The following is a 26691-nucleotide window of genomic DNA, read 5'->3' as shown; positions in this document are numbered from 1 at the left end:
GAGCGCACAATGACCTCTACTCAAACGCCTATTGTGCGTATGCAAAAGCTCCACAAGCACTTTGGTAACCTGCACGTACTCAATGACATCGACCTGGAGATCGTGCCGGGTGAAGTCGTCGTGGTCATCGGAGCCAGCGGTTCCGGTAAATCCACGCTCATTCGCTGTATCAACGGCTTGGAAGAGTTTCAGTCAGGCAGCCTGGATGTGGACGGCAATACGCTGCTACCCAATGGTAAAAGCAGTCAGGCGCTGCAAACCATCCGCACCGAAGTGGGCATGGTGTTTCAGCAGTTCAATCTGTTTCCCCACTTGAGCGTGCTCGACAACATCACGCTCGCACCGATGAAGGTGCGCGGCTGGAGCCGCCAGGACGCCGAAGAGACTGCCAAGCGGCTGCTGGAGCGTGTCGGCATTGCCGATCAGGCCGACAAGTACCCAAGTCAGCTCTCCGGCGGCCAGCAGCAGCGGGTGGCGCTGGCCCGTGCGTTGGCGATGGAACCGCGCCTCATGCTGTTCGATGAGCCAACCTCAGCCCTCGATCCCGAGATGATTGGTGAAGTGCTGGATGCCATGCGTGAGCTTGCCAAAGAGGGCATGACCATGGTGATCGTTACCCACGAGATGGGCTTTGCCCGTGAGGTGGCCGACCGCATCATCTTTATTCATAAGGGCGAAATTGCCGAACAAGGCCCACCCGAACAGCTCTTTGATGCGCCTCAACACGAGCGCACCCAGTCGTTTTTGGCGCGCGTACTCAAACACTAATACGCTCTCGATTTCCGCTCTGTTCAGGGCAAAAACAGCATAAAAAGCGACTCACCCGATGGCCTGTCTTCCTGACAGGCCATTTTTTTGCCTGTGGATACTATTTTTTACACACACCCGGCTATATCGCCACAGCCCCCAGCATGTGCACTTCTCCAAGCACAACGGTAATGCCAACGCACTTGTTCACAGGTGCGGTAACAAGCGCGGTATTCATAGGTGGATAACCCGTTGTCAGGCAGCGCTGTGGGTAAATCGACGTTTCATCCACAGCTCCATCACCGCTTCTACGCAGGGACTCCGCGCTTTAATCACGTAAAGGTCAACAATGTAAAATATTGATAAATATAAGATATACTCACTTATCAACAGATTTTGTCCACACCAGTAGTTACTACATCAACAGAACTTCTCTTATTTATTTTTATTTTGTTATTAATAAAGACTGAACCCTTAGATTGGGGTGTGGAAAAACCTGACGGTTACCCACAGGAGGTTTATACTGGCGGGCTTATTCCAACAGCGCTGAATCGCTGACCACATCATCCGTGCCAACAGGCGCAAGACGAGGTGTCTCTTGAACTACCCCGACCGCTTTGACGTGATTGTCATCGGCGGTGGCCATGCGGGAACTGAAGCCGCACTGGCCTCTGCTCGTATGGGCTGTCAAACCCTATTGCTCACCCACAACATCGAGACGCTCGGCCAAATGTCGTGCAATCCCGCCATCGGCGGCATTGGCAAGAGCCATTTGGTGAAAGAAATCGATGCACTCGGCGGTGCAATGGGGCTAGCCACGGATTTAGGCGGCATCCAATTTCGCGTGCTCAACGCACGTAAAGGGCCCGCAGTACGCGCAACTCGTGCTCAAGCCGATCGCATTCGCTACAAAGCCGCCATTCGCGGCATGTTGGAAAACCAGCCCAACCTGACGATTTTTCAGCAGGCGGCTGGCGATCTCATTGTGGATAACGACACCGTACGCGGCGTCGTGACTGAAACCGGCATTCGCTTTCACGCGGAGTCCGTCGTGCTCTCGACCGGCACCTTCCTAGGTGGGGTGATCCACATCGGGTTGGATCAAAGCCGAGGCGGCCGAGCGGGTGATCCGCCCTCCAACGCGTTAGCGGAACGTCTACGTGCGTTGCCGTTTCACGTTGACCGGCTCAAAACCGGCACGCCGCCGCGTATCGACGCCAAGACCGTCGATTTTTCGCAGTTGGAAGAGCAGCCGGGCGATACGCCAACGCCAGTGATGTCTTATCTCGGCTCGCGGGAAATGCACCCCCAGCAGGTGAGCTGCCATATTGCTCACACCAACGAGCGTACCCACGAGATCATCCTGGGTAACCTAGATCGCTCGCCAATGTACTCCGGCGTAATCGAAGGGATCGGCCCGCGCTACTGCCCGTCGATTGAAGACAAAGTGCACCGCTTTGCCGACAAGTCGAGCCACCAGGTATTCATCGAGCCTGAAGGCCTGGATACCCACGAGCTCTACCCCAACGGCATCTCAACCTCACTGCCGTTTGATGTGCAGCTGCAGGTGGTGCGCTCGATCAAAGGGTTAGAAAACGCGCACATCACGCGTCCTGGCTACGCCATTGAGTACGATTTCTTCGATCCACGGGATTTGAAACACTCGCTGGAAACGAAATTTATCCACAACCTGTTTTTTGCCGGACAGATCAACGGCACGACCGGTTACGAAGAAGCGGGTGCCCAAGGGCTACTGGCGGGCCTGAACGCCGCTCGCCGCGCCAAGCAACTCGAGGCGTGGTATCCACGTCGTGATGAGGCTTACTTGGGCGTACTGGTAGACGACTTGATCACTATGGGCACCAAAGAGCCCTATCGTATGTTCACGTCCCGTGCGGAGTACCGTCTGCTACTGCGCGAAGACAATGCCGATCTGCGTCTAACCGAAAAGGGCCGCGAGCTGGGTCTGGTCGACGATGCCCGTTGGACAGCCTTCAGCCAAAAGCGTGACGCCATCGAACGCGAAACGGCGCGCCTGGCCACTGCTTGGGTGCAGCCCAACAGCCCGGCAGCCGCAAAGATTGCCGAAAAGACCGGTAAACCACTGCCGCGTGAGTACAGCCTGAGTGATTTGCTAAAGCGCCCCGAACTGACCTATGCCGATATCGCAGCGTTACCCGGCATGGAACACGGCGGTATCGACGACGACGCGGTCGCCGAACAGGTGCAAATTCAAGCCAAATATCAAGGCTATATCGACCGTCAGCAGGATGAGATCGATAAGCTAAAGCGCCATGAAGCGACCCCACTGCCCGCCGAGCTGGATTATCAGAAGGTGGAAGGGCTGTCCCATGAGATTCGCCAGAAGCTCAGCGCAGCGCGTCCGGAAACCCTCGCGCAAGCCGCGCGTATTTCCGGTGTGACGCCAGCGGCAGTATCGATTCTGCTGATTCACCTGAAAAAGCGCTGCTTGGTCAGCCATACCGAGGTCGCCAACGGATGAGCGCACTACAGCCATTGATCGATCTGTTGCCCACCCCCGTAGCGCCCAAGTTGGATCAAGGACTGGCCGATTTGGGCGTATCCGTGACGGCAGCACAGCGAGAGCAGCTGCTCGGGCTACTGGCGCTGTTGCACAAGTGGAATCGGGCTTATAACCTCACCGCAGTGCGCGATGTCGAAGAGATGGTCTCGCGCCATGTGCTGGATAGCGCCGCCGTGGCGCCCTACGTTCATGGCCCAGCGCTTCTCGACGTGGGTGCGGGGCCAGGACTGCCGGGGTTGGTATTGGCCATTCTGAATCCCGAGCTGCAGGTCACGCTGTTGGATAGCAATGGCAAAAAAGTACGTTTTCAGCGCCAAGCAGTGATGGAACTGTCACTGACCAACGTGACCCCGACCCAAGCCCGCGTCGAGCAGTTCGCCGGGCAGTCGTTCGATCAAGTCATCTCACGGGCGTTTGCTAGCTTGGTCGACTTCGTAATGTTGACCCGCGCGCTGCCCGCCGCCCACGGCCAGTGGTTAGCGATGAAAGGACCCGGTGCCGATGACGAGCTGCGTGAGTTGCCAGAAGGCATTGCACTGAGTGAGCGCCACCTGTTGAATGTACCCTTCGAAACCGCCGAGCGGCAGCTGTTGATCCTGACCCCAAAAGGAGTTGAGTAGTGAGCCAGATCATTGCCCTGACCAACCAAAAAGGCGGCGTGGGCAAGACCACTTCAGCCGTTAACCTGGCCGCGAGCCTAGCGGCTCTGGATCGCCGCGTGCTGCTGGTGGATCTCGACCCCCAAGGGCATGCCAGCATGGGCAGCGGGATCGACAAGTACGACCTCGAGAAAAGCGTACTCGACGTGCTGCTTGGTGAAGCCACCGCCCGGGACGTCATCGTGCGCGGGCTGCCGGTGCACTACGATGTGCTGCCTGGTAACGGTGATCTGACCGCGGCGGAAGTGGAGCTACTGGATAGCGAACAGCGCCAAAGCCGGCTGTCGTTGGCCCTTGCCAGCGTCGCCGACGATTACGACGTGGTGCTGATCGACTGCCCGCCGTCGCTGAACATGCTGACCGTGAATGCCCTGACGGCAGCCCACGGCGTACTGATTCCGCTGCAGTGCGAGTTTTATGCATTGGAAGGTCTCTCGGCATTGTTGGATACCGTGGAGCAGATCAAGCAGAGCGTGAATCCTGAGCTTGCCGTCTCCGGCATTCTGCGCACCATGTACGACAAACGCACCAGCCTCACTCGGGAAGTGGACAAGCAGCTGCGCGACTTCTTTGGCGACGCGCTGCTCAAAACGACCATTCCGCGCAACGTCAAAGTCGCTGAAGCGCCGAGCCATGGCGTTCCTGTGACCCAATATGCCCGTTTTTCGCGGGGCAGCCAGGCCTATCGCGTGCTGGCCAAAGAGATGATTCGGCGCCTGTCGTTGTAACGGTGGCTGCCGTGGCGTTCAAAGTACGTAACGAAACAGTACGAGGGAAAGCGAATGACGCGTAAACGCGCGCTAGGACGTGGCCTGGATGCCCTGATTGGTGCGGGCGCCCGTCGTCGTGACAGTTTGGATCTCACCGGCGGAACGACGCTGGAGAACGCAGAGACGCCGCTGCCCGAGGGCATGCCGGATGATGCAACCGCCGAACGCTTAGAACGCCTGCCGCTTGGGCAACTGACGCGGGGCAAGTATCAGCCGCGTCGGGACATTCAGCCCGAAGCGTTGGAAGAGCTTGCCGACTCCATTCGCGCCCAAGGGGTGATGCAGCCCATCGTCGTGCGTCCCATTGGCAACGACCGTTACGAAATCATTGCCGGTGAGCGCCGCTGGCGCGCGGCACAGCTGGCCGAGCTCGACGTCATTCCTGCCGTGATCCGCTACGTCAGCGATGAGGTAGCACTGGCGCTGGCGCTGATCGAGAACATTCAGCGGGAAAACCTCAACGCGATCGAAGAGGCGCTGGCCTTGAAGCGCCTGGGCGAGGAGTTCGAGCTGACGCAGCAGCAGATCGCCGACGCGGTGGGGAAATCCCGCACTCAGGTCGCCAATCTTCTGCGCCTGCTTGCCCTCGACCCGGAAGTGCAGACGCTGCTGGAGCGAGGGGATCTCGATATGGGCCACGCCCGAGCGCTGCTATCGCTCACCAGCGCCCAACAGCGCCAGGTCGCCCATGAAGTGGTCAATAAAGACCTCACCGTACGCGACACCGAGGCGTTGGTGAAAAAGGTACAAACGCAACAGGCGCCTGTCGCCCCCACCAAACAATCGCCCAAAACGCCGGATGTCGCCCGACTCGAGACACATTTAGGTGAACTGCTGGGCGCGCCGGTGTCGATCGATCATGGCCAAAAAGGCAAGGGGAAGGTCACCATCCGCTACACCAGTCTCGAAGAGTTGGACGGCATCCTGTCGCACATTAAATAGCAGGCTAATGAAAGATACGGTCAATTTTTCACCCTTTGGTCGCAAGTCGGCGCTGAAACGCGCGAAATCCGTGCAACTTCGGTTGAAGGTGTGATAGCGCTTCCCTATAATCGCGCAAGATTTGTGCAGGTTGCTGACAGGTGTGTCGAAAGGCGTATTCCCAGCAGCCTGTCTAACGCGCTGAGGAATCACGTGCCAACAGGCACGATGTTGAATGCATATGCAGCGAATTGAAACCCAGCGTCGGCGAGCCTACGTTGTCCGGCTTATCTGCGCCCAGCTCGTGGTCATGCTCTTCGGTGCGCTGCTCGCTTACTTCGCTGCTCAGGTGTCTGGAGTCGTATCGGTCATCACGGGAGCCCTGGTAGCTCTGCTACCGCACGCTTTCTTCATACAGCGGTTGGGGATTTTTCGTAATACGCGCCGGGGATCGGTTGCGATGGACCTGTTTCGCGCCGAAGCAGGCAAGTTTGGTTTGACGGTGGCGCTGTTTGCACTGGTGTTCGTGGTAGTGCCCCCCTCAAACCCCGCTTTCTTTTTTAGTGCTTATGTTGCGGTTGTTCTAACGCATTGGCTTGCGCCTTGGTTAATGCCTGGAAAATCGCACAACTGATTGAGGTGACATGTCTATGGCCGCAGGAAACGAAGTCTCGTCGACTTACTATATCCAGCACCACTTGCAGAACCTGACCTTTGGTAAACACCCAGAGAATGGCTGGTCGCTGGCGCACTCCGCCGAAGAAGCTCGTGAAATGGGCTTTTGGGCCATTCACCTGGACACCATGGGCTGGTCCATCGCCATGGGCCTTCTGTTCATCTGGATTTTCCGTAAAGCCGGTAAAGCGGCGACCACCGGCGTTCCCAGCGGTCTGCAAAATGCCGTTGAGATGGTCGTTGAGTTCATCGAAAACCTCACACGGGCCACGTTCCATGGCCGCAACCCCATCATTGCTCCTCTGGCGCTGACGCTGTTCGTGTGGATTCTGCTCATGAACACGCTGAAGATCATACCGGTCGACTATGGTCCCGAGCTCTTCAAGCGTCTGGGCGTTGAGTACATGAAAATCGTACCGACGACGGATCCGAATGCCACGCTGGGTATGGCGCTAGGCGTGTTCTGTTTGATCATCTACTACAGCATCAAAGTCAAAGGTGCCGGTGGTTTCGCCAAAGAGCTGTCACTGACGCCGTTCAATCACTGGGCGCTGATTCCCTTCAACCTGGTACTTGAAGTGATCGGCCTGCTGGTGAAGCCGCTGGGTCTCGGCCTGCGTCTGTTCGGTAACATGTTTGCCGGTGAAGTTATCTTTATCCTGATTGCGCTACTGCCGTTCTGGGCAATCTGGCTGTTGGACGTGCCATGGGCCATCTTCCACATCCTCGTGGTAACGCTGCAGGCCTTTATTTTCACCACGCTGTCGGTGGTTTACCTCAGCGCGGCGCACGAACACCACTAAACCAAGCAACGACGTTTTCATTAACCCTCAACCCTTAACCAAAACTTAAACTCAGGAGCAACATCATGGAAATGGTTTATCTCTCAGCTGCCATCATCATCGGTCTGGGCGCACTGGCTACCGGCATTGGCTTCGCTCTGTTGGGCGGCAAACTGCTTGAGTCGACTGCGCGTCAGCCGGAACTGGGTGACCAGCTACAAACCAAAACCTTCATCATGGCCGGTCTGCTAGACGCCGTTCCGATGATCGGTGTTGGTATCGCGATGTACCTGATCTTCGTTGTCGCCGGTTAATGCAGCTTGACCGAGCGGCCATCCGCTCGGTTTTGTTTCACTCCGGTCGCCACGAACTTGTCAGAGGTACATCCCTGTGAATATCAACATGACGCTTATCGGGCAGACGATCGCCTTCGCGATCTTTGTCTGGTTTTGCATAAAGTATGTGTGGCCTCCGATCAGCAACGCGCTTCACGAGCGTCAGAAGAAAATTGCTGATGGCTTGGACGCAGCCAGCCGTGCGACGCGCGACCTTGAGCTAGCTCAAGAGCGTGCCGAGCAAACGCTGCGTGAAAGCAAGGAGCAGGCTTCTCAAATTCTCGAGCAAGCCAACAAGCGCTCTGCTCAAATGATCGAAGAAGCACGCGAACAGGCTCGCGCTGAAGGCGAACGCCTGATGGCAAGCGCTCGTTCCGAAATTGAGCAAGAAGTGAATCGTGCAAAAGACGAGCTTCGTGCCCAGGTTTCTCACCTCGCCATCCTAGGTGCCGAGCGTGTCCTCGAAGCTTCGGTCGACGAGAAAGCACATCGCAAGTTACTTGATGAGCTTGCTGCTGAACTGTAAGGAGGTGACCCATGGCGGAATTACTTACCGTCGCTCGTCCTTACGCTAAGGCGGCGTTTGAATACGCGCGTGATCATGAGGCGCTTGATAGCTGGTCCAAAGCGCTGGGTTTTTTAAGCGCAGCGGTTGCCAACAGCGATGTACGTCGCTTGCTGGGCAGTCCAAAGCTCGAGAACGACAAAAAGGTCGCCCTGCTCTCCGATATGTTGCCGGAGCAGAGCACTGACGTGTCGCGCTTTTTGGATACCCTGGCCGACCAAGGTCGTCTGATGGCTCTGCCCTTCATCGCTGAACAGTTCGAGCACCTGCGTGCCGATCATGAGCAGCGGGTCGAGGTATTGGTCACGTCCGCCTACGAGCTGGACAGCCAACAGCAGACCAAGCTAGCAAACGCGCTCAAGAAACGTCTGAATCGCGAAATCTCCATTACTACTCAGGTGGACAAGGCGCTGATTGGCGGTGTCATCCTGCGTGCCGGCGATACCGTCATTGACGGCTCGGTGCGTGGTCGATTGAACCGACTTTCCGAAGCGCTGACCGCTTGAGTCTGAGGGACATGGCATGCAGCAACTGAATCCTTCCGAGATCAGCGACATCATCAAGCAGCGAATCGAGAAGCTTGACGTCGCATCTGAAGCCCGTAATCAGGGCACCATCGTCAGCGTTTCCGACGGTATCGTGAAAATTCACGGCCTCGAAGACGCGATGTTTGGTGAAATGATCGAATTCCCCAACAGCATCTTCGGCATGGTACTGAACCTGGAGCGTGACTCCGTCGGTGCCGTTGTCCTGGGTGACTACCTGCAGCTCGAAGAAGGCATGACCGCCCAGTGTACCGGTCGCATTCTGGAAGTGCCGGTAGGCCCCGAGCTGGTGGGCCGTGTGGTCGATGCGCTGGGTAACCCCATCGACGGCAAAGGCGACATCAACGCCAAACTGACCGACGCGGTAGAAAAAGTAGCGCCTGGCGTTATTACCCGTCAGTCCGTTGACGAGCCGATCCAAACCGGTCTGAAATCCATCGACGCCATGGTGCCAATCGGTCGTGGTCAGCGTGAGCTGATCATCGGTGACCGTCAGATTGGTAAATCTGCCATTGCCATCGATGCGATCATCAACCAGAAAGGCAAAGGCGTGACCTGTGTCTACGTCGCCATCGGTCAGAAGCAGTCGACCATTGCCAACGTGGTGCGCAAGCTTGAAGAGCACGGCGCGATGGAACACACCATCGTCGTGGCTGCTGGCGCTGCCGACCCGGCACCGATGCAGTTCTTGGCCGCTTACTCTGGCTGCACCATGGGCGAGTACTTCCGTGACCGCGGTGAAGACGCACTGATCGTGTATGACGATCTCTCCAAGCAGGCCGTTGCCTACCGTCAGGTATCGCTGCTGCTGCGTCGTCCGCCGGGCCGTGAAGCTTACCCGGGTGACGTGTTCTATCTCCACTCACGTCTGCTGGAGCGCGCTGCGCGCGTCAACGCCGACTACGTCGAGAAGTTCACCAACGGCGAAGTGAAGGGCAAAACCGGTTCCTTGACCGCACTGCCGATCATCGAAACGCAAGGTGGTGACGTATCGGCGTTCGTTCCGACCAACGTTATCTCCATCACCGATGGTCAGATCTTCCTGGAAACCAACCTGTTCAACTCCGGTATCCGTCCGGCGATCAACGCAGGTCTCTCGGTTTCTCGTGTAGGTGGTGCTGCGCAGACCAAGATCATCAAGAAGCTGGGTGGCGGTGTGCGTCTGGCTCTGGCTCAGTACCGCGAACTGGCGGCATTCTCGCAGTTTGCTTCTGACCTGGATGAAGCGACCCGCAAGCAGCTCGAGCACGGTCAACGCGTTACCGAACTGATGAAGCAGAAGCAGTACTCGCCGATGTCAGTTGCAGAAATGGCGCTGTCGCTGTACGCCGCTAACGAAGGTCACCTGGATGACGTGAGCGTCGACAAGGTGCTGGACTTCGAACGTGCCCTGCACGACTACATGAAGTCCGAGCACAGCGAGCTGCTCGACAAGATCAACCAGACCGGCGACTACAACGGCGAGATTCAGGACGGCTTGAAGTCAGGTCTCGAGAAGTTCAAGGCGACTCAGAGCTGGTAATGTCCGGCCCGCCTGCGGGCGGGCTTGCATGCTTTCTGAGAGCCACGAACGAAAGGTAGATCGCTATGGCAGCTGCAAAAGAGATACGCACCCAGATCGGGAGCATTAAAAATACGCAGAAGATTACCAGCGCCATGGAAATGGTGGCTGCATCGAAAATGCGTAAAGCGCAAGATCTGATGAAGGCTGGCCAGCCGTACGCCAAGCAGATTCGTAACGTGGTAGGCCACATTGCCGACGCAAACCCCGAGTACAAGCACGACTACATGGTCGAGCGTAGCGAGGTGAAGCGCGTTGGTTACATTGTGGTCTCCACCGACCGCGGCCTGTGTGGCGGCTTGAACGTCAACCTGTTCAAGGCAGTGGTGAAAGACGCCGTTGCCTGGAAGCAGCAAGGCGCTGAGCTAGACTTCTGCGCCCTCGGTTCGAAAGCCGGCGCTTTCTTCCGCAACTACGGCGGCAATTTGATTGCGGCCAAGAGCGGGTTAGGGGAAGCACCGACCGTCGAGGGTTTGATCGGTAGTGTCAAGGTCATGCTCGAAGCGTATGACGAAGGACGCCTGGACCGTCTGTACGTGGTGTATAACGAGTTCGTGAACACCATGACCCAGCGGCCCGTCGTGCGTCAGCTTCTTCCTCTGTCGTCCGATATGGGCGCAGACGCTAAGCATGACGAAGAAAACGCCCGTCCCGGAAGCTGGGACTACCTGTATGAACCGGATGCCAAGGCGTTGCTAGACAGCCTGTTGGTTCGATTCATCGAATCGCAGGTGTATCAGGCGGTAGTCGAAAACGGTGCGTGCGAACAGGCCGCCCGAATGATCGCTATGAAGAGTGCCACTGATAACGCGGGCAACCTGATCGACGATCTGGAGATGGTGTACAACAAGGCCCGTCAGGCCGCCATCACCCAGGAAATTTCCGAGATCGTCGGCGGCGCTTCAGCCGTATAACGCCTAGGGAGCCTGCCATCGCTTAGGTGGCTCCCGGCAGACAGGTTTCATTTGCAGGTTTTTGAGAGGAACCAAGATGAGCGGACGTATCGTACAAATCATCGGCGCGGTGATTGACGTAGAGTTTCCGCGGGACTCTGTGCCCAAGGTCTACGACGCGCTGAAGGTCTCCAACGTTGAGACCATCCTCGAAGTCCAGCAGCAGCTGGGCGACGGCGTAGTACGCGCCATTGCCATGGGCTCCACCGAGGGCTTGAAACGTGGCTTGGACGTAACCAACACAGGTGCCGCGATTTCCGTACCGGTCGGTAAGGAAACGCTGGGTCGCATCATGAACGTGCTCGGCGAGCCGATCGATGAAGCTGGCCCGATCGGTGAGCAAGAGCGCATGCCGATCCACCGCAAGGCCCCGAGCTATGCCGATCAGGCAGCCTCTAACGAGCTGCTGGAAACCGGTATCAAAGTCATCGATTTGGTGTGCCCCTTCGCGAAAGGCGGTAAGGTCGGTCTGTTCGGCGGTGCGGGTGTAGGTAAAACCGTTAACATGATGGAGCTTATCCGCAACATCGCCACCGAGCACAGCGGCTACTCTGTATTCGCCGGTGTTGGTGAGCGTACGCGTGAGGGTAACGACTTCTATCATGAAATGACCGAATCCAACGTTATCGACAAGGTAGCGCTGGTCTATGGTCAGATGAACGAGCCGCCCGGCAACCGTCTGCGCGTCGCGCTGACCGGTCTGACCATCGCTGAGAAATTCCGTGATGAAGGCCGTGACGTTCTGCTGTTCGTCGATAACATCTATCGTTACACCCTGGCCGGTACCGAAGTATCCGCCCTGCTGGGTCGTATGCCGTCTGCGGTAGGTTATCAGCCGACGCTGGCCGAAGAGATGGGCGTTCTGCAGGAGCGTATCACCTCCACGAAAACCGGTTCTATCACCTCCGTACAGGCCGTTTACGTCCCTGCGGATGACTTGACCGACCCGTCGCCGGCCACCACCTTCTCGCACCTGGATGCGACCGTGGTACTGGCACGCTCCATCGCCGAGCTGGGTATCTATCCCGCGATCGACCCGCTGGACTCCACCTCGCGTCAGCTGGATCCGCTGGTCGTCGGTGAAGAGCACTATGACGTGGCGCGTGGCGTTCAGAACGTTCTGCAGCGTTACAAGGAACTGAAGGACATCATCGCGATTCTGGGTATGGACGAGCTGTCTGACGAAGACAAGCTGGCCGTTGCCCGTGCGCGTAAGATCCAGCGCTTCCTGTCGCAGCCGTTCTTCGTGGCCGAGGTCTTCACTGGCTCGCCCGGTAAGTACGTGTCGCTGAAAGACACCATCCGTGGCTTCCAGGGCATCCTCGCGGGTGACTACGACGATCTGCCGGAACAGGCCTTCTACATGGTCGGCTCCATCGACGAAGCTGTCGAAAAAGCCAACCAGATGAAGAAGTAATCCCGTCCATTAGGGGGATTCGCTATGGCGAATAGCTTCACTTGCAATATCGTCAGCGCAGAAGCATCCATCTTCTCAGGTAAGGTTGAGCAGGTGATTGCTTCCGGGATTATGGGTGACCTCGGCATTTTGCCGGGGCACGCCCCGCTGCTGACCGAGCTTCAGCCGGGCCCGATCCGCGTGATCCACGATGATGGCAAGGAAGAGAACTTCTTTGTCTCTGGCGGCTTCATGGAAGTTCAGCCAGATGTCGTGACGATCCTGGCAGACGCTGCGGCGCGTGCCAGCGACCTCGACGAGGCCGCTGCTGAAGAAGCGCGTCAGCAGGCGCTGAAAGCCTTTAACGAGAAGTCAGCGGAGCTGGATTATACCCGCGCTGCCGCTGAACTCGCCGAAGCCGTTGCCCAACTGCGAACGATTCAGCAGTTGCGTAAGAAGGCGGGTAAAGGCTAACGACACGCGCTGCGTGACTAAAACGCCTCTTGAGCCCGTCACTGGGCTCAAGGGGCGTTTTTTTTGCCCGATAGTAAAGAAGACGAATATCAGTATGGCGCTGGTCTGCACACAAGGAGATGGCGATGGCACTCAACGAAGAAGCCTTACAAGCCCTAAAAAGCGAGCTGCTGGAAGAGCTGACCCAAGACGCGCCGAATAAAGCACGGCTAGCAGAGCGGCTCGCGGAAATTCGCTCGGCGGATATTGGCGAGGTGCTGGAAGAGCTGATCGAGGAGGACGACGCGCTGTCGGCAGCCCTTGCCGTGTTGGCGATTCTCTCTGCCGAGCGTGCGGCCAACGTGCTGGGCTACCTGCCCAAAGAGAGCCAGCTCGAAGTCGTGGGAGAGCTGACCGATACCCAGGTGCTCAAGCTGCTCGAAGAGATGGGCTCCGATGAGCGGGCGGACTTGTTCAACTTGCTCGGCGAAGATCGCCGCGAAGCGCTGCTGCGTCGTATGGCGCACCAAGAGCGTGAGGATCTCAAACGCCTGGCGAGCTATGAAGAGGGCACCGCTGGCGCCATCATGACCTCTGACTATGTGGCCATAGCCAGTGGCATGACGGTGTCACAAGCGATGATGCGCGTTCGCCAGACCGCCCCGGATGCAGAAACGGTGTATCAGCTCTATGTCCTGGATAGCGACGGCCATCTGATCGGCACCATGTCACTGCGCCAGTTGATGGTCGCGCGACCTGGCGCAATGGTCGACGACATCATGATCAAGGATGTGATCAAAACGCCCGTGGACAAAGCGCAGGAGGAAGTGGCCAGAATCGTCGCCCGCTACGATTTGCTGGCGCTGCCGGTGATCGATGCCGATGGTCGCATGGTGGGCATCGTCACCCACGATGATGCCATGGACGTCGCCGAATCGGAGGCCACCGAAGATATCCACAAGGGCATGTCCATCGGGCAGTTAGAGGATGGCGTGAGCCGAGTACCGCTGTGGAGCCTTTATCGTAAACGGGTGTTCTGGCTGGTTCTGCTGGTGTTTGCCAACCTCTTTTCAGGGGCCGGCATTGCCTATTTCGAGGACACCATCGCCGCGCAAGTGGCGCTGGTCTTCTTCTTACCGCTACTGATTGGCAGCGGTGGCAACGCGGGGGCGCAGGCAGCGACGCTGATGGTGCGTGGCATGGCCACTGGCGATGTGGGCGTAAAGGATTGGAGCAAGATGCTCGGACGTGAGCTGTTGGTGGCGGGATCATTAGGGCTGACCATGGCGATTGCCGTTGCCCCGATTGGGATCGTGCGCGGCGGTGAAGCGGTGGCCATCATCGTCGCGCTCAGCATGGTGACCATCGTGCTGTTTGGCAGCTTGATCGGCATGTGTTTACCGTTCGTGCTGGAGCGCTTCAACGTGGACCCGGCCACCGCGTCTGCGCCGCTGGTGACCACGCTCATCGACGCCTCGGGGGTGCTGATCTATTTCAGCATTGCCACCGCCGTGTTGGCCAGCGCCTAGCCGAACCTAGCGCATGGCGCTGCTGGCAGCACGGGTGATGAACATGACTTCCACATGGCCCAGCCACTCGATGTCGCTGGCCAGCGCCTTGAGCTGGCTCGCTAGGCACTGAGGCGGCTGGTGAACGGCATCGCCGATGATCAGCGATACCGACACTTTATCGTCCAAGTAGTGCAGCTGTAGTTCGTTCAGCGTGCGCCACACCGGGTGGCGGTACCAGCGCTCGTTCAGCGCCGCTTCCACTTCTGGGCGCAGCGGCAGCCCGGGCAGGCGGCTGGGGTCGCCTTCGCCGGCGTCATCTTCCGGGTCGACGTGGAAAATCACGTCGGTCAATAAAGGAAATTCATGGCGCAGGCGACGGCTCACTTCGTTGCCGATTTCATGGGCTTCTGACACGGTGATCTTCGGCCCGACCACCACGTGCAGATCCACCATCACCCACCCGGCAGATTGGCGGGTGCGCAGATCGTGAACGCTGTCGACCCCCGGTACGCTGCAAGCAACGTCGTGCATCTGCTGCTGGATATCTTCTGGCAAAGCCGTATCGACCAGCTCGCGGGCGGATTCCCACAGCAGATCCCAACCCACCTTGCCGACCAGCAGGCCGACGATGATCGCGGCGACGGCGTCCAGCCAGCCCAGGCCGAATTGCGCGCCTACCAGTGCGACCAGCACCACCGCCGTGGAAAGCGCGTCGCTGCGCGAATGCCAAGCGTTGGCCTCGAGCAGTTTGGACTTCACCCGCTTTGCCACGCGCATGGTGTAGCGGAAAATCCACTCTTTGCTGAGCAGTGCCAAGATGGTGATGGCGATGGCGATGAGTCCAGGCGCGTTGACCTCTGCGCCACTGAATAGGCGATCGAGGCTCGACCAGGCGATGCCCCCAGCCACGAAAATCAGCACGCTGCCCAGTAGCAGCGTGGTCAGCGTTTCGATACGGCCATGGCCGTAGTGGTGGTCGTTATCCGGCTCTTGGCGGCCATAATGAATGGCTGCCAGTACGAACCCGTCGGTCACGAGGTCGGAGAGCGAGTGAATGCCGTCAGCAATGAGCGCGGCCGAGCCGACCAAAAAGCCCACGGCCACTTTGATGACGCTCAGTAAACCGTCTAGCCAAGCGCCGATGTAGGTCACGCGCTTGGCTTCTTGGCTATCCAGCTCGTGGTTGGGAACCACTGGCGTTTCTACGGTCTGAGTCATGAGGTACCTTGCAGGGACGCACACTTCCAATAGACGCCCATTGTAGCTTACCGCCGGGCAAGCTCTATACCCTATTGTGAATTCGCAGGCGTTGCCGGTGCGGACAAGGCAGGGCGGGATGTGTATCCTAAGCGCCGCTGCAGGTGAGACAACCTCCTTTCATAACGACACATCGAACACAGAACATAGACAGGACGACCTATGGATTGGCTCCAAGTGGTGGTATTGGCGGTGGTGCAAGGGCTCACTGAATTCCTACCGATTTCTAGCTCTGCCCATCTGATTTTGGTGCCGGTGCTGACCCGCTGGGAAGATCAAGGTCTCGCGTTCGATGTGGCGCTCCATTTGGGCAGTTTGAGCGCCGTGGTGATCTATTTTCGTCAAGAAATTTGGCAAATGATCGCCAGCAGCCTCACGGCGTTCAAAGGCAACGGCGTCGATGACGACGCGCGCTTGGCGTTTTGGGTCACCGTGGCCACTTTGCCGGTGTGCATCGTCGGTTTTTTACTCCACGACCTGATCGCAGGCTACATGCGTTCGACGCTGATCATCGGCCTTAGCCTGATCGGATTCGGTTTACTGCTAGGCTACGCCGACTGGAAAATGCGCGGCACTCGCAGCGAGTACCAGATGACCTTGAAAGACGTGCTGATCATCGGCGGTGCTCAAGTGCTGGCGCTAATTCCCGGGACGTCGCGTTCGGGGATCACCATGACCGCGGCGCTGATGGTCGGCATGAGCCGAGAAGGCGCTGCGCGCTTTTCGTTTTTGCTCTCGATTCCCGTCATCGTACTGGCCGGTGGGCTCGAAGCGGTGAACCTGCTCAAAGCGCCTCACCTGATCGACGTACCCGCTATGCTAGTAGGGGCGCTGTTATCGGGTATCAGCGCGTATCTGTGTATTCACTACTTCCTGGTGGTGATTAAAAAGCTAGGCATGCAGCCGTTCGTGGTCTATCGAGTACTGTTTGGTGCTTGGTTACTCTGGTTTTTTCACTTCTGACCCGGCGCGTTCAATTAAGGAAATCGGATGAAGGGCTATCAAACCGCGTGTGGGCGTGTGGGGATCGTGGCACTGGTCGGACTGCTACTGGCAGGCTGCTCGGAGAGTGACCGTCCTTTGGAGTCGCCAGTGCGCTTCGAAGGCGGCATTTTTGGAACCTACTATCAAGTGACGCTGGTCGATCCGCTCACCCAAGGCGATGCTAAAGCGCTGGAAGAGGGCATCCTGGCCGAGATGGAAGACGTGGACCAGGCCATGTCGACCTACCGCGACGACTCTGAACTGGTCGCGTTCAATGGTGCGCCGATTGGCGAGTGGCAGCCGCTCTCCAACGAGTTGATCGAAGTGATGGCCATTAGCCGCTCGGTGGCAGAAGCCAGCGGTGGAGCGTTCGACATCACCATTGGCGACGTCGTCAATCTATGGAGCTTCGGCCCTGAAGCGCGGCCCGAGGAAGTCCCCAGCGATGCCGAACTCAGCGAGCGCCTGGCGACCGTTGGCTTCGATGCGGTAGAGGTCGATACCCAGCGGATGCAGGCGCGCCGCTTACGCGATGTCTTCGCCGACCTCTCTGGCGTGGCGAAAGGCCACGCTACCGACCGCGTAGCGGCGTATCTAGACCAGCAAGGTATCGACAACTATCTGGTCAATATCGGTGGCGGGCTGATTGCCCGCGGTTACCGCGATATCGACGCGCAGACGCCCTGGCGTATCGGCATCGAAGTGCCGCAAAGCGGCGTGCCGGAAGCACAGCACGTGATAGCGCTGGAGGGCATGTCGGTGGCCACCTCCGGCGATTATCGCAATTACTTCGACGTCGACGGCGAGCGCTTCTCCCATCTTCTGGACCCGCGAACCGGGCGGCCCATCAAGCATCAATTGGCGTCGGTATCGGTGTTTCACCCCTCGAACGCCTGGGCCGATGCCTGGGCCACGGCACTCACCGTCGTCGGGAGCGAACAGGGGATGCAGCTGGCCGTCGAGAACAATCTCAATATATTGATGCTAGTACGCGAAGGGGATCGCTGGCGCAGCCTGGCGAGTCCGGCCTTCGTCAACTATTTCGGTGATGCGCTGATCGACGAATTGGGCATCGAACCCTGGGCGGCGCCCACGGCGAATCGCCAAACGGAGACAGGTGAATAACATGCACGACCTCGATATCGTCATCCTTGCGGCGGGCAAAGGCACACGGATGCGCTCTCAACTTCCCAAAGTGCTGCACACGCTGGCGGGCAAGCCCATGGTGCAGCACGTGCTGGAAACGGCCAACGGCTTGAACCCTAGCCGTACTCACGTGGTAATTGGTCACGGTGCCGACCAACTGCGTGAGGCGCTGGCGGAGTTCAAGGTCTCGTTTGCGTTGCAGGAAGAGCAGAAGGGCACCGGACACGCGGTCGCTCAGGCGCAGCCTCAACTGGGCTGCGGCATCGTGCTGGTACTGTATGGGGACGTGCCGCTGATTCGCCGCGAGACGCTGGCGAGTCTGCTGACCCAGGTGGATGAGCAGCACATGGGACTGCTCACCGTCACGCTGGATGACCCCAGCGGCTATGGGCGTATCGTACGCGATAGCGATGGCCACGCCGTGGCGATCGTCGAGCAGAAAGATGCTACCGACGAGCAGTTGGCGATTACCGAGTGCAACACCGGCATCATGGCCATGACCAGCGCCCAATTGAAGCGCTGGCTACCCCAGCTGTCGGCAGAGAATGCCCAGGGTGAGTACTACCTGACCGATGTGATCGCCATGGCGGCCAGTGAGGGCATTAAGGTGGCCACCGCGCAGCCGCAGCAGGCTATCGAGGTAGAAGGGGTCAATAATCGTGCGCAAATGGCCCGCCTTGAGCGTGCCTATCAGCAGCAGATAGCGGAGACGTTGATGGCCCAAGGCGTTGCCTTGGCCGACCCCGCACGCATCGATGTGCGCGGTAAACTCACCTGCGGTCACGACGTCTTCATCGACGTGGGTTGCGTGTTTGAAGGGGATGTCGAGCTTGGCGAAGGCGTGCGCGTCGGCCCCTACTGCGTCATCAAGAACAGCACCATCGGCGCGGAAAGCGAGATTCACAGCCATAGCGTGATCGACACGACCGTGGCGGCGGGCCTGAATCAGGTGGGGCCCTACGCGCGGCTGCGTCCCGGCACGCGCTTGGCGGTCAAAGCCAAAGTCGGTAATTTTGTCGAAACCAAAAATGCCGATGTGGGTGAAGGTAGCAAAATCAATCATTTAAGCTACGTGGGTGATGCTCGCTTGGGGCGTGATGTGAACGTAGGCGCGGGAACCATCACCTGCAACTACGACGGTGTGAACAAGCATCGCACCGAGATAGGCGATAACGCCTTCATCGGCTCCAATACCGCGTTGGTAGCCCCCGTCACGGTGGGTAAAGGAGCCACCGTCGGTGCAGGTTCCACGATCGCCAAAGACGTGGCCGAGCACGCCCTAGCCGTGACGCGCAGCCGACAGCTAGAAAAGCCCGACTGGCCTCGCCCGGTGAAAACGACTAAATAAGTGCATCGACACGTTGAATAACACGGCGTGAGAACGCCCTAGGAGAAAGAGTTATGTGTGGCATCGTCGCAGCGGTTGCACAGCGCAATGTACAGGGAATCTTGCTGGAAGGCCTTAAACGCTTGGAGTATCGCGGCTACGACTCCTCTGGCATGACGGTGCTGAACGGCGGTGACTTAACACGGCACCGCGCCTTGGGCAAAGTCTCGGCGTTGGCCGAGCGGTTGGATGCCGAAGCGCTGCCGGGCCACAGCGGAATCGCCCACACCCGCTGGGCCACCCACGGCAAACCCTCCGAGGCCAATGCGCATCCGCACCACAGTCGCGATCACGTGGCCGTGGTGCATAACGGCATCATCGAAAACTACGAGCAGATCAAAGAGACGCTACAAGGCAGCGGCTATGCCTTCACCTCGGACACCGATACCGAGGTGATCGCCCACCTGCTGGCGGAAAAGCTCGCCACGGGGAAGACGCTGTTCGACGCGACCCAAGAGATCGTGCATGGCCTGGGTGGCGCTTACGCGCTCGGCGTGATGAGCGCAGCCGAACCTGAGGTGGTAGTGGGCGCACGTCAAGGCAGCCCGCTGGTCGTCGGGGTCGGGATCGACGAAGCGTTTCTAGCCTCGGATCCGCTGGCGCTTTTGCAGGTCACCGACCGCTTTATCTACCTGGAAGAGGGCGACGTGGTCGAACTTCGTGAGGGCGGCACCCTTCGCATCGTCGACCGGCAAGGCAACCCGGTCGAGCGCCCCGTGCAAACGTTCGAACACGGCGACGGTGCGGCCAGCAAGGGTGACTATCGTCACTACATGCTCAAAGAGATTTTCGAGCAGCCCAAGGTCATCGAAGCCGCCCTGGAAGGACGGCTAAGCGCTAGCAGCGTGCTGGTCGAAAGCTTTGGACCGGACGCCCAGGCGTTGTTTCAGAAGACGCGCCAGGTGCATATCATCGCTTGTGGCACCAGCTATCATGCTGGCTTGGTCGCGCGTTATTGGCTGGAGCGTTACGCCGGGGTACCGGTACAGGTCGAGGTGGCGTCCGAGTATCGCTACCGTCATCCGGTCGTGCCGGAAGGCACGCTGTTCGTAACGCTCTCTCAGTCCGGGGAGACCGCCGATACGCTGGCGGCGCTGCGCTTTGCCAAGACGCTGGGGTATGTCGGTTCGCTGGCGATCTGCAACGTACCCGGCAGCTCCTTGGTGCGGGAGTCGGACATGTCGCTGATGACCCGCGCAGGCCCCGAAATCGGCGTGGCCTCAACCAAAGCCTTCACCACCCAGTTGATTGCGCTGATGCTGCTAACGCTGTCCGTCAGCAAAGCGAAGGGCCAGCCCGAGCAGCCAGAGATCATTCGTGCCCTGCAGACGCTGCCCGCGATCTGTCAGCAGGTGCTGGGGCTCGACCGGCAAATCGAAGCGCTTTCCCAGGCGTTTGCTGAAAAGCATCATGCGCTGTTCCTGGGGCGTGGAGCGCACTACCCGATTGCTCTAGAAGGCGCACTGAAGCTCAAGGAGATCTCCTACATCCATGCCGAGGCCTACCCGGCCGGCGAGCTAAAACACGGCCCGCTGGCGCTGGTGGATAGCGAGATGCCGGTCATCTCGGTAGCCCCCAACGATGACCTGCTGGAAAAGCTGAAATCCAATCTCCAGGAAGTACGCGCCCGAGGGGGGCAACTGTTCGTGTTTGCCGACCACAAGGTAGGCATCAGCCCCCAAGACGACATTCGCGTACTGGAGCTGCCAGACGTCCACGAAGCGCTGGCTCCTCTGCTCTACACCTTGCCGCTGCAGCTGCTGAGCTACCATGTCGCGGTCTTGAAAGGCACCGATGTGGACCAGCCGCGTAACCTTGCCAAGAGCGTGACCGTCGAATGATCGGTGCGTCACAAATAATTGCAATTGGATGAATAAAGCGCTTTACAAGATGCGGCAAATGGCCGCATCTTATGCGCCATCGCTGCGTTGCAGCACATAGTTAGTGTGCTTATTATCGTGGCGGTATTCTCTAACCCTGCCAGGATCACGCTGCTATGAAACCACCTAACGCCCTTGCAACTCGGCATCCTGCTTGCCGCGTTGCTTGGTTGTTGACCGCACTCTGCCTATTTGCTTTTCCATCGCTCTCCTTTGCTGCTGCCGGCCCTCTCGATCTCACCGCCTCCCTGACCGGTATTGCCTCCGTCACTATTTTCATTCTGGCCTATGCCCTGGTCATGAGTGAAGAAATCATCCACATGCGTAAATCCAAGCCCGTGCTGGTGGCCGCTGGCCTGATCTGGGCCATGGTGGCGTGGGTCTACGTGCAGGCGGGTATGCCCCATGAGGCAGAGAGCGCCTTCAAGGAGACACTGCTCGAGTACACCGAGCTGCTGCTGTTCCTGCTGGTGGCGATGACCTATATCAATGCCATGGAAGAGCGTCGCGTGTTCGATGCACTGCGCGCGTGGCTGGTGCGTAAGGGGTTTAGCTACCGCAGCCTGTTCTGGATTACCGGCTGTTTGGCCTTCGGTATTTCGTCCATCGCCAACAACATGACCACCGCCATGCTGATGTGTGCCGTGGTGCTGAAGGTGGCCGAGGGGGATAACAAGTTCATCGGCCTGTGCTGCGTGAACGTGGTAGTGGCCTCCAACGCGGGTGGTGCGTTCAGTCCGTTTGGCGATATCACCACGCTGATGGTATGGCAGGCCGGTCAGGTGCCGTTCGAAGGTTTCTTCGCGCTGTTGGTACCCGCGATCGTGAATTTCATGGTGCCTGCGGTGATCATGAACTTCTTCATCGTCAATCGTCAGCCCGCTGCGCTGATCGAAAACGTGTGGTTGAAGCGTGGTGCCCGGCGCATCATCGTTCTGTTCTTGATCACCGTGGCGATCTCGGTGCTGTGCCACTCGATTCTGTACTTACCGCCCGCCATGGGCATGATGTTTGGTCTAGGCCTGCTGCAATTCTTTGGCTATTACCTGCGTCGCAGTCTGCCCCGCTCGCTGGAGCGCAAACGTGAGCGTTACTCACGCCGAGGCGACTGGAAGAAGCTCGAGCAGTTAGGCAGCGTGGTGCCGTTCGATATCTTCAGCAAAATTGCCCGCTCCGAATGGGACACGCTGCTGTTCTTCTACGGGGTCGTGATGTGCGTCGGTGGCCTTGGGTTCATGGGCTACCTGAGCTTGCTGTCAGAGACGCTCTACGGCGGCTGGGACCCGGTTTGGGCCAACGTCGTGCTGGGGCTGATTTCAGCGGTGGTGGATAACATCCCGGTGATGTTCGCGGTGCTCTCCATGGCCCCGGATATGTCGGAAGGCAACTGGCTGCTGATTACTCTGACGGCAGGTGTGGGGGGCAGCCTGCTCTCCATGGGGTCTGCTGCCGGGGTGGCGCTGATGGGCCAAGCTCGAGGCATCTACACCTTCGCGGTCCATCTGCGTTGGGTGCCCGCCATTTTGTTGGGCTACGCCGCCAGCATTGCAGCGCATCTGCTGATCAACGCCAACCTGTTCTAAGCGTCGTTTGGACGTTTGCCTAGCCATATGGCTAGGCAAAAAACGCCCCTTATCGGTTCGATAAGGGGCGTTTGTGTAATAAAGCGATCAAATTCTGACGGGTAATGTGCCTTGCGAGGGTTACAGGTCGTGTCCGGTAATCACCTGGCAGATATCGGCGAAGCTGCGAGCCATGGGGACCACTGTCGTTGGAAGCTTGGCTGGGATTCGACTTCCCATCACCGTTTGAATATCGGTGGCGGAGATGATGCCTCTCACGCTCAGCTCCTCGTTCGGCTTGCGTTCGGTGATCAGCAGGTGCTGTTCGGTAAAGCTTTCCATCGAGAGCACGAGGTCTTCGATGGTGAGCGAGGCGAGCTGCTCCAGCGGCATGGCGCTGAGTTTCTCCCAAGGCGTCATGATCATCGCGGCCGTCACTTCGGAGCGCTCCAAATTGCGCTGCTGCATGGCCAGGTTGATGCGCCGGGTGCCGATGACCTCTTTCGCGGTGAGCACGCCCACGCAGTGAGACTGTTTGTCCATCACGAACAGCAGGCGGATACCGCCATGACGCATTTTCAAATGAGCCTCATCGATGGGCGTGTCGCCCGCGATGGATTGCGGCATGACGTGGGTAAAGTCGGTGAGTACCGACATGGCCGGGCTGTCGGGAGTGAGCTGCTTGGGTGCCGGGGTCGTGAGTAGCGGGGTAGCACCAAACTGAACGAGCGGCTTATGGGAGTGCAGGGATTGGTTCATCGTGGGGTACCTCCGTGGTTGTGAAGAAGCAGGTCATTCACTACGCGCCTGCTCTGTACCTTCACATTTGCACGGAATTCTTATCACAATCTTAAGAGTCTGCCGACGTTACATTTTTTCTCATTCTTTCGCATGGCGCAGTGTCAGCGCTTCTCTTGCCAATACTGCTCGAACGCGCAGGCCGCGGCCCGGGGCGTCCTCCAAGTGCAATTGGCCCTCATGGCGTTTGACCAGACGTTCAACGATGGATAACCCCAGCCCCGCACCGGCACCTGGGCCCGCTCGCTGAAAGCGCTCGATCACCCGGCTGCGCTCTTCGGCAGGGATGCCGGGGCCTTGGTCGTCCACTATCAGCGTAATGCTTTGCGGGGCGGTTTCGAGGGTCACGGTAATGGTGCTCTGCTCGGGAGCATGCTGAAGGGCGTTGCCGACCAAGTTCTGTACCAAGGTTTCAATGGCACCAGGCTCCTCTTCCATACGCCAATCGGCGTGGTCATCGGCAGTGAGCAGTAACTGCTGCTGGCGCTCGGCGGCCAGCGGCGAGAGCTTTGCCAGTGTCTCCTGGGTTTCCAGCAGCATGTTGGCGTAGCGCAGCTCAGGCAGCGGCTCCTCTTCGGGGTCGAGGCGGGCCAGCGTCAGCAGTTGGGAGACCAGCCGCGTCGAGCGGGCGACGCCGCTGCGCAGGTGATGAAGCGACTCTTCACGATCTTCGGCGTTCTCGGCCGCCAGCGCATTTTGGGCGTGAAGATCCAGCACGGCCAGCGGAGTGCGCAGCTCGTGGGCGGCGTCGGCAATGAAGCGTTTTTCGCGCACGCGCAGTTGCCGCAGCCGCTCCAGCAGCCGGTTCAACGCCCCCGCAATGGTGCCCAGCTCTTGAGGCAGCGGGTAGAGCGGTAACGGTTTTAGATTGTGCGGGTCGCGGTTACGGATCTGCTCTGCCATGCGAGACAGGGGGGCCAGCCCCCAGCCAATGGACCACCATAGCAGCAGCGTCAAAAAGGGTAGCCCAATCAAATCGGGCAGCAGGGTACGCAGCGCCACGGCGCTGATCAGCTCACCGCGCACGTCTGCGCGCTCGCTGACCACCACGCGTTGGGTGCTGCCAGGTACGTCGAGCACATAGACGCGCCAAGCGTACTCATCCACCGTCAGCGTCGAGTAGCCAACGGGTTGCTGCACCAGTGGCGTGCTGGGTCCGCTGGCAGAGCGTAGCAGCAAACGGTCCTCTTCCCAGAGTTGAAAGGCCAGTTCACGTAGGCTGCCGTCTAGAGGCGTTGCAGCACGCTGATTGGGGGCTGAGAGCGCCGTTTCCAGGCTTTTAATAAGCAACGACTGATCGTGCGCAGGCAGCGGGGCTTGCAGTAGTCCCTCTAACAACGCGGCGTTTTGCGCTAAGCTCCTATCGTGCAACGCTTCGATTTCGCGCGCGGCATAGCGGTAGCTAATGTAGCCAATGATCAGCATGCTAATGCCAAAGACGAGCAGGACGAGGCCTAACGTGCGGCGGCGAATGGATGTCATGGCGCGGCCTGCTCGGGTTTATCCATGACGTAGCCGATTCCTCGTACCGTTCGCACCACATCGGGAAACAGCTTACGCCGTAAATGGTGGATATGGACCTCGATGGCATTGCTCTCGACATCCTCTTCCCATCCATAAATCAACCGTGTGAGCGTATCGCGGGTAAAGACACGTCCAGGATGGCTCATGAACTCTTGCAGAAGCGCGAGCTCACGGCGTGAGAGGGGAACCGTCTGGTGCTGGTACGTCACGATCAGCGTTTGAGGGTCCAGGCTAATACCACGAAATTTGAGCACGCCGTTGGTTTGACCTTGGCTACGACGCAGCAGGGCACGTAAACGCGCCTTGAGTTCATCCACCTCAAATGGTTTGGTGAGGTAATCATCGGCCCCCGCATCGAGCCCTTCGATGCGATGGTCCACGGCGTCACGGGCAGTGAGCACTAAAATGGGCACTTGGCTGCCCAGGCGCCTAATCGTCCGTAACACGTCCATGCCGTCCACGTGAGGTAAACCGAGGTCCAAAATCACTGCATCGAAGGGTTCGCTTTGAAGAGCACTAAGCGCCGCATCTCCATCGGTAAGATGATCCACCGTATAGTGTTCGGGTTTTAGGGCGATGCGAATTCCCGATGCTAAGCTGGGGTCGTCTTCTACTAATAAGAGGCGCATAACGTGGGATGAACCCTCCTTGACGCATAGGGGCTTTTTCAAATTACCCGGTTATCTAACATGACACGTTGTTCGTTACTCAGCCACATTGTCGTTCAGCCCTGTCCAGAGCACCGGCGGCGTGAAGCCCTGCTGCATCTGGCCGCCGTCCACGATCCTGCCCTTCAGGCTGGGTTGCAACATGCCCTCACCACGGCCAGTGCGGACGCTTGGCGCGGCCTGTGGGTCGCGATGGAAGACGAACACATACGCGCGGTCGCCTGGGTGCAGCCGCTGGCGAACCACACGGCGCAGCTATGGCTCCCCCGGCACAACGACGCTGCTGTCCCACCGCTGCTGAGTGCCTTGCAAGGGTGGGTACATCGCCAGCCCATCACGCTTTGCCATGTGGCGCTACCTGCGCCGTGGGCCGCGTGGGAGGACGTGTTAGTCAATGGGGGGATGCGGGCCATGGCTACGTTGGAGCATCGTGTATGGACGTGCCAACCCCCCGTTGCTCCCCAGGCATCGCTAGGATTACGCCCGTTCACGACGTTACCCCTGGCCGAGCAGCATGCGCTGTTGGCGCGAGTAGGGGAAGCGTCGTTGGACTGCCCGGCGCTGCGCGACGCGCTGCCGGTGAAGACGCTGCTAGCGGGGTTCCAAGCCCAAGCGGCATCGGCTCACCCGCCGCACTGGTATTGGTTGGAACACCAAGAAAAGCCGGTAGGAGTATTGCTGCTCGCTACCCTTTCTTCGCACTGGAGCCTGCAACTGATGGGGTTGCTGCCCGACTGGCGGGGGCGAGGATTAGGACGAGCCATCGTTCGCCATGCGCAAACCTTGGCTGCTCAATCAGGGGCACACTACCTCAGTTTGACGGTAGATGCGCAGAACACGCCAGCTAGGCGGGTATACGACCAGGCGGGCTTCGAATCGCTGGGACGTGAGCGCCTCCTGGGTTGGTACTGAAACGGGCTTTCGACCCGCGTATTGCGGCCGTGGGTTGAATTGCCGCGCTTAGTAGCATTTTCTTACCCTTTATGTTCTCGGTATACTAACTCTATACGTATGTCTTGGCGTTTCGGTGCCCCGGTGGCAGCGTCCATCGGAAGTGGCACGGCCGC

25 protein-coding genes are annotated in these 26691 nt (G+C 58.7%); 21 read left to right on the top strand and 4 right to left on the bottom strand.

Features of this window, described 5'->3' with window-relative positions; all coding sequences use genetic code 11:
* Positions 1–9 precede the first annotated feature (9 nt).
* The 15 genes from CTT34_RS18105 (at position 10) to mgtE (ending at position 14436) form a co-directional block, all read left to right on the top strand.
* Positions 10–768, top strand: coding sequence for an amino acid ABC transporter ATP-binding protein (locus tag CTT34_RS18105; protein ID WP_159343646.1), 759 nt, complete (start codon positions 10–12; stop codon positions 766–768).
* A gap of 577 nt (positions 769–1345) precedes the next feature.
* On the top strand, positions 1346–3250 hold the full coding sequence (mnmG, locus tag CTT34_RS18100) for a tRNA uridine-5-carboxymethylaminomethyl(34) synthesis enzyme MnmG (RefSeq protein ID WP_159343645.1): 1905 nt from the start codon (positions 1346–1348) through the stop codon (positions 3248–3250).
* Positions 3247–3912 carry a 16S rRNA (guanine(527)-N(7))-methyltransferase RsmG gene (gene rsmG, locus CTT34_RS18095; RefSeq protein ID WP_159343644.1) on the top strand — a complete coding sequence of 222 codons (666 nt, stop codon included), beginning with the start codon at positions 3247–3249 and terminating at the stop codon, positions 3910–3912. The genes mnmG and rsmG overlap by 4 nt, the downstream gene beginning before the upstream one ends.
* Positions 3912–4679 carry a ParA family protein gene (locus CTT34_RS18090; protein ID WP_159343643.1) on the top strand — a complete coding sequence of 256 codons (768 nt, stop codon included), beginning with the start codon at positions 3912–3914 and terminating at the stop codon, positions 4677–4679. Before rsmG ends, CTT34_RS18090 begins: the two co-directional genes overlap by 1 nt.
* 54 nt (positions 4680–4733) lie before the next feature.
* Positions 4734–5663, top strand: a complete 930-nt coding sequence (locus CTT34_RS18085) for a ParB/RepB/Spo0J family partition protein (RefSeq protein ID WP_159343642.1) — start codon at positions 4734–4736, stop codon at positions 5661–5663.
* A gap of 220 nt (positions 5664–5883) precedes the next feature.
* Entirely contained in the window at positions 5884–6276 is a 393-nt protein-coding gene (locus CTT34_RS18080; RefSeq protein ID WP_159343641.1) for an ATP synthase subunit I, read from the top strand.
* Between the two features lie 16 nt (positions 6277–6292).
* A complete protein-coding gene (gene atpB / locus CTT34_RS18075) occupies positions 6293–7120 on the top strand; it encodes a F0F1 ATP synthase subunit A (RefSeq protein ID WP_058577370.1) in 828 nt (275 codons plus the stop codon).
* 65 nt (positions 7121–7185) lie between these two features.
* A complete protein-coding gene (gene atpE, locus CTT34_RS18070) occupies positions 7186–7413 on the top strand; it encodes a F0F1 ATP synthase subunit C (protein ID WP_007112217.1) in 228 nt (75 codons plus the stop codon).
* Between the two features lie 76 nt (positions 7414–7489).
* A complete protein-coding gene (locus CTT34_RS18065; protein ID WP_044628601.1) occupies positions 7490–7960 on the top strand; it encodes a F0F1 ATP synthase subunit B in 471 nt (156 codons plus the stop codon).
* A gap of 11 nt (positions 7961–7971) precedes the next feature.
* Positions 7972–8505: a F0F1 ATP synthase subunit delta gene (locus CTT34_RS18060; RefSeq protein WP_159343640.1), complete on the top strand. Its 534-nt coding sequence runs from the start codon at positions 7972–7974 to the stop codon at positions 8503–8505.
* Positions 8506–8521: 16 nt separating this feature from the next.
* Positions 8522–10066, top strand: coding sequence for a F0F1 ATP synthase subunit alpha (gene atpA, locus CTT34_RS18055; RefSeq protein WP_159343639.1), 1545 nt, complete (start codon positions 8522–8524; stop codon positions 10064–10066).
* 65 nt (positions 10067–10131) lie between these two features.
* Positions 10132–11019 (top strand): F0F1 ATP synthase subunit gamma, encoded by an 888-nt coding sequence (gene atpG / locus CTT34_RS18050; RefSeq protein WP_159343638.1) that lies wholly within the window; start codon positions 10132–10134, stop codon positions 11017–11019.
* A gap of 76 nt (positions 11020–11095) precedes the next feature.
* Complete coding sequence (gene atpD / locus CTT34_RS18045; protein WP_062361064.1) at positions 11096–12475, top strand: F0F1 ATP synthase subunit beta; 1380 nt, start codon at positions 11096–11098, stop codon at positions 12473–12475.
* Positions 12476–12499: 24 nt separating this feature from the next.
* A complete protein-coding gene (locus CTT34_RS18040; protein ID WP_044628606.1) occupies positions 12500–12928 on the top strand; it encodes a F0F1 ATP synthase subunit epsilon in 429 nt (142 codons plus the stop codon).
* 125 nt (positions 12929–13053) lie between these two features.
* Positions 13054–14436, top strand: a complete 1383-nt coding sequence (gene mgtE / locus CTT34_RS18035) for a magnesium transporter (RefSeq protein WP_159343637.1) — start codon at positions 13054–13056, stop codon at positions 14434–14436.
* A gap of 6 nt (positions 14437–14442) precedes the next feature.
* On the opposite strand, the gene CTT34_RS18030 is transcribed toward mgtE, so the two are convergent.
* A complete protein-coding gene (locus CTT34_RS18030; RefSeq protein ID WP_159343636.1) occupies positions 14443–15636 on the bottom strand; it encodes a cation diffusion facilitator family transporter in 1194 nt (397 codons plus the stop codon).
* Between the two features lie 201 nt (positions 15637–15837).
* On the opposite strand from CTT34_RS18030, the gene CTT34_RS18025 reads away from it, so the two are divergent.
* From CTT34_RS18025 to nhaD, 5 genes are all read left to right on the top strand, one after another.
* Positions 15838–16638: an undecaprenyl-diphosphate phosphatase gene (locus tag CTT34_RS18025; RefSeq protein WP_159343635.1), complete on the top strand. Its 801-nt coding sequence runs from the start codon at positions 15838–15840 to the stop codon at positions 16636–16638.
* A gap of 27 nt (positions 16639–16665) precedes the next feature.
* A complete protein-coding gene (locus CTT34_RS18020) occupies positions 16666–17784 on the top strand; it encodes an FAD:protein FMN transferase (protein WP_159343634.1) in 1119 nt (372 codons plus the stop codon).
* A 1-nt stretch (position 17785) separates the two neighbouring features.
* Complete coding sequence (gene glmU / locus CTT34_RS18015) at positions 17786–19153, top strand: bifunctional UDP-N-acetylglucosamine diphosphorylase/glucosamine-1-phosphate N-acetyltransferase GlmU (protein ID WP_159343633.1); 1368 nt, start codon at positions 17786–17788, stop codon at positions 19151–19153.
* Between the two features lie 53 nt (positions 19154–19206).
* Positions 19207–21033, top strand: a complete 1827-nt coding sequence (gene glmS, locus CTT34_RS18010) for a glutamine--fructose-6-phosphate transaminase (isomerizing) (protein ID WP_159343632.1) — start codon at positions 19207–19209, stop codon at positions 21031–21033.
* A 155-nt stretch (positions 21034–21188) separates the two neighbouring features.
* A complete protein-coding gene (gene nhaD, locus CTT34_RS18005; protein ID WP_159343631.1) occupies positions 21189–22655 on the top strand; it encodes a sodium:proton antiporter NhaD in 1467 nt (488 codons plus the stop codon).
* Positions 22656–22775: 120 nt separating this feature from the next.
* On the opposite strand, the gene CTT34_RS18000 is transcribed toward nhaD, so the two are convergent.
* The 3 genes from CTT34_RS18000 to CTT34_RS17990 form a co-directional block, all read right to left on the bottom strand.
* On the bottom strand, positions 22776–23393 hold the full coding sequence (locus CTT34_RS18000; RefSeq protein ID WP_159343630.1) for a CBS domain-containing protein: 618 nt from the start codon (positions 23391–23393) through the stop codon (positions 22776–22778).
* A gap of 120 nt (positions 23394–23513) precedes the next feature.
* Positions 23514–24914 (bottom strand): ATP-binding protein, encoded by a 1401-nt coding sequence (locus CTT34_RS17995; protein WP_159343629.1) that lies wholly within the window; start codon positions 24912–24914, stop codon positions 23514–23516.
* Positions 24911–25585, bottom strand: a complete 675-nt coding sequence (locus tag CTT34_RS17990; protein ID WP_159343628.1) for a response regulator transcription factor — start codon at positions 25583–25585, stop codon at positions 24911–24913. The genes CTT34_RS17995 and CTT34_RS17990 overlap by 4 nt, the downstream gene beginning before the upstream one ends.
* Positions 25586–25645: 60 nt before the next feature.
* On the opposite strand from CTT34_RS17990, the gene CTT34_RS17985 reads away from it, so the two are divergent.
* Positions 25646–26536 (top strand): GNAT family N-acetyltransferase, encoded by an 891-nt coding sequence (locus CTT34_RS17985; protein ID WP_159343627.1) that lies wholly within the window; start codon positions 25646–25648, stop codon positions 26534–26536.
* The last annotated feature ends 155 nt before the right edge of the window (positions 26537–26691 follow it).

Source organism: Halomonas meridiana (genome assembly GCF_009846525.1).
Lineage (GTDB): Bacteria > Pseudomonadota > Gammaproteobacteria > Pseudomonadales > Halomonadaceae > Vreelandella.
The sequence above is the reverse complement of the archived record's forward strand: the minus strand, read 5'-3'. Positions and strand labels throughout refer to the sequence as shown.

Coding starts and splice junctions, on each gene's coding strand:
- CTT34_RS18040 (WP_044628606.1), top strand. CDS start 12,500: ATGGCGAATAGCTTCACTTGCAATATCGTCAGCGCAGAAGCATCCATC.
- CTT34_RS18085 (WP_159343642.1), top strand. CDS start 4,734: ATGACGCGTAAACGCGCGCTAGGACGTGGCCTGGATGCCCTGATTGGT.
- CTT34_RS17985 (WP_159343627.1), top strand. CDS start 25,646: ATGACACGTTGTTCGTTACTCAGCCACATTGTCGTTCAGCCCTGTCCA.
- CTT34_RS18025 (WP_159343635.1), top strand. CDS start 15,838: ATGGATTGGCTCCAAGTGGTGGTATTGGCGGTGGTGCAAGGGCTCACT.
- mgtE (WP_159343637.1), top strand. CDS start 13,054: ATGGCACTCAACGAAGAAGCCTTACAAGCCCTAAAAAGCGAGCTGCTG.
- CTT34_RS18060 (WP_159343640.1), top strand. CDS start 7,972: ATGGCGGAATTACTTACCGTCGCTCGTCCTTACGCTAAGGCGGCGTTT.
- atpD (WP_062361064.1), top strand. CDS start 11,096: ATGAGCGGACGTATCGTACAAATCATCGGCGCGGTGATTGACGTAGAG.
- atpA (WP_159343639.1), top strand. CDS start 8,522: ATGCAGCAACTGAATCCTTCCGAGATCAGCGACATCATCAAGCAGCGA.
- glmS (WP_159343632.1), top strand. CDS start 19,207: ATGTGTGGCATCGTCGCAGCGGTTGCACAGCGCAATGTACAGGGAATC.
- atpE (WP_007112217.1), top strand. CDS start 7,186: ATGGAAATGGTTTATCTCTCAGCTGCCATCATCATCGGTCTGGGCGCA.
- atpG (WP_159343638.1), top strand. CDS start 10,132: ATGGCAGCTGCAAAAGAGATACGCACCCAGATCGGGAGCATTAAAAAT.
- glmU (WP_159343633.1), top strand. CDS start 17,786: ATGCACGACCTCGATATCGTCATCCTTGCGGCGGGCAAAGGCACACGG.
- CTT34_RS18000 (WP_159343630.1), bottom strand. CDS start 23,393: ATGAACCAATCCCTGCACTCCCATAAGCCGCTCGTTCAGTTTGGTGCT.
- CTT34_RS17995 (WP_159343629.1), bottom strand. CDS start 24,914: ATGACATCCATTCGCCGCCGCACGTTAGGCCTCGTCCTGCTCGTCTTT.
- CTT34_RS18105 (WP_159343646.1), top strand. CDS start 10: ATGACCTCTACTCAAACGCCTATTGTGCGTATGCAAAAGCTCCACAAG.
- CTT34_RS18080 (WP_159343641.1), top strand. CDS start 5,884: ATGCAGCGAATTGAAACCCAGCGTCGGCGAGCCTACGTTGTCCGGCTT.
- nhaD (WP_159343631.1), top strand. CDS start 21,189: ATGAAACCACCTAACGCCCTTGCAACTCGGCATCCTGCTTGCCGCGTT.
- atpB (WP_058577370.1), top strand. CDS start 6,293: ATGGCCGCAGGAAACGAAGTCTCGTCGACTTACTATATCCAGCACCAC.
- CTT34_RS18030 (WP_159343636.1), bottom strand. CDS start 15,636: ATGACTCAGACCGTAGAAACGCCAGTGGTTCCCAACCACGAGCTGGAT.
- CTT34_RS18020 (WP_159343634.1), top strand. CDS start 16,666: ATGAAGGGCTATCAAACCGCGTGTGGGCGTGTGGGGATCGTGGCACTG.
- CTT34_RS17990 (WP_159343628.1), bottom strand. CDS start 25,585: ATGCGCCTCTTATTAGTAGAAGACGACCCCAGCTTAGCATCGGGAATT.
- rsmG (WP_159343644.1), top strand. CDS start 3,247: ATGAGCGCACTACAGCCATTGATCGATCTGTTGCCCACCCCCGTAGCG.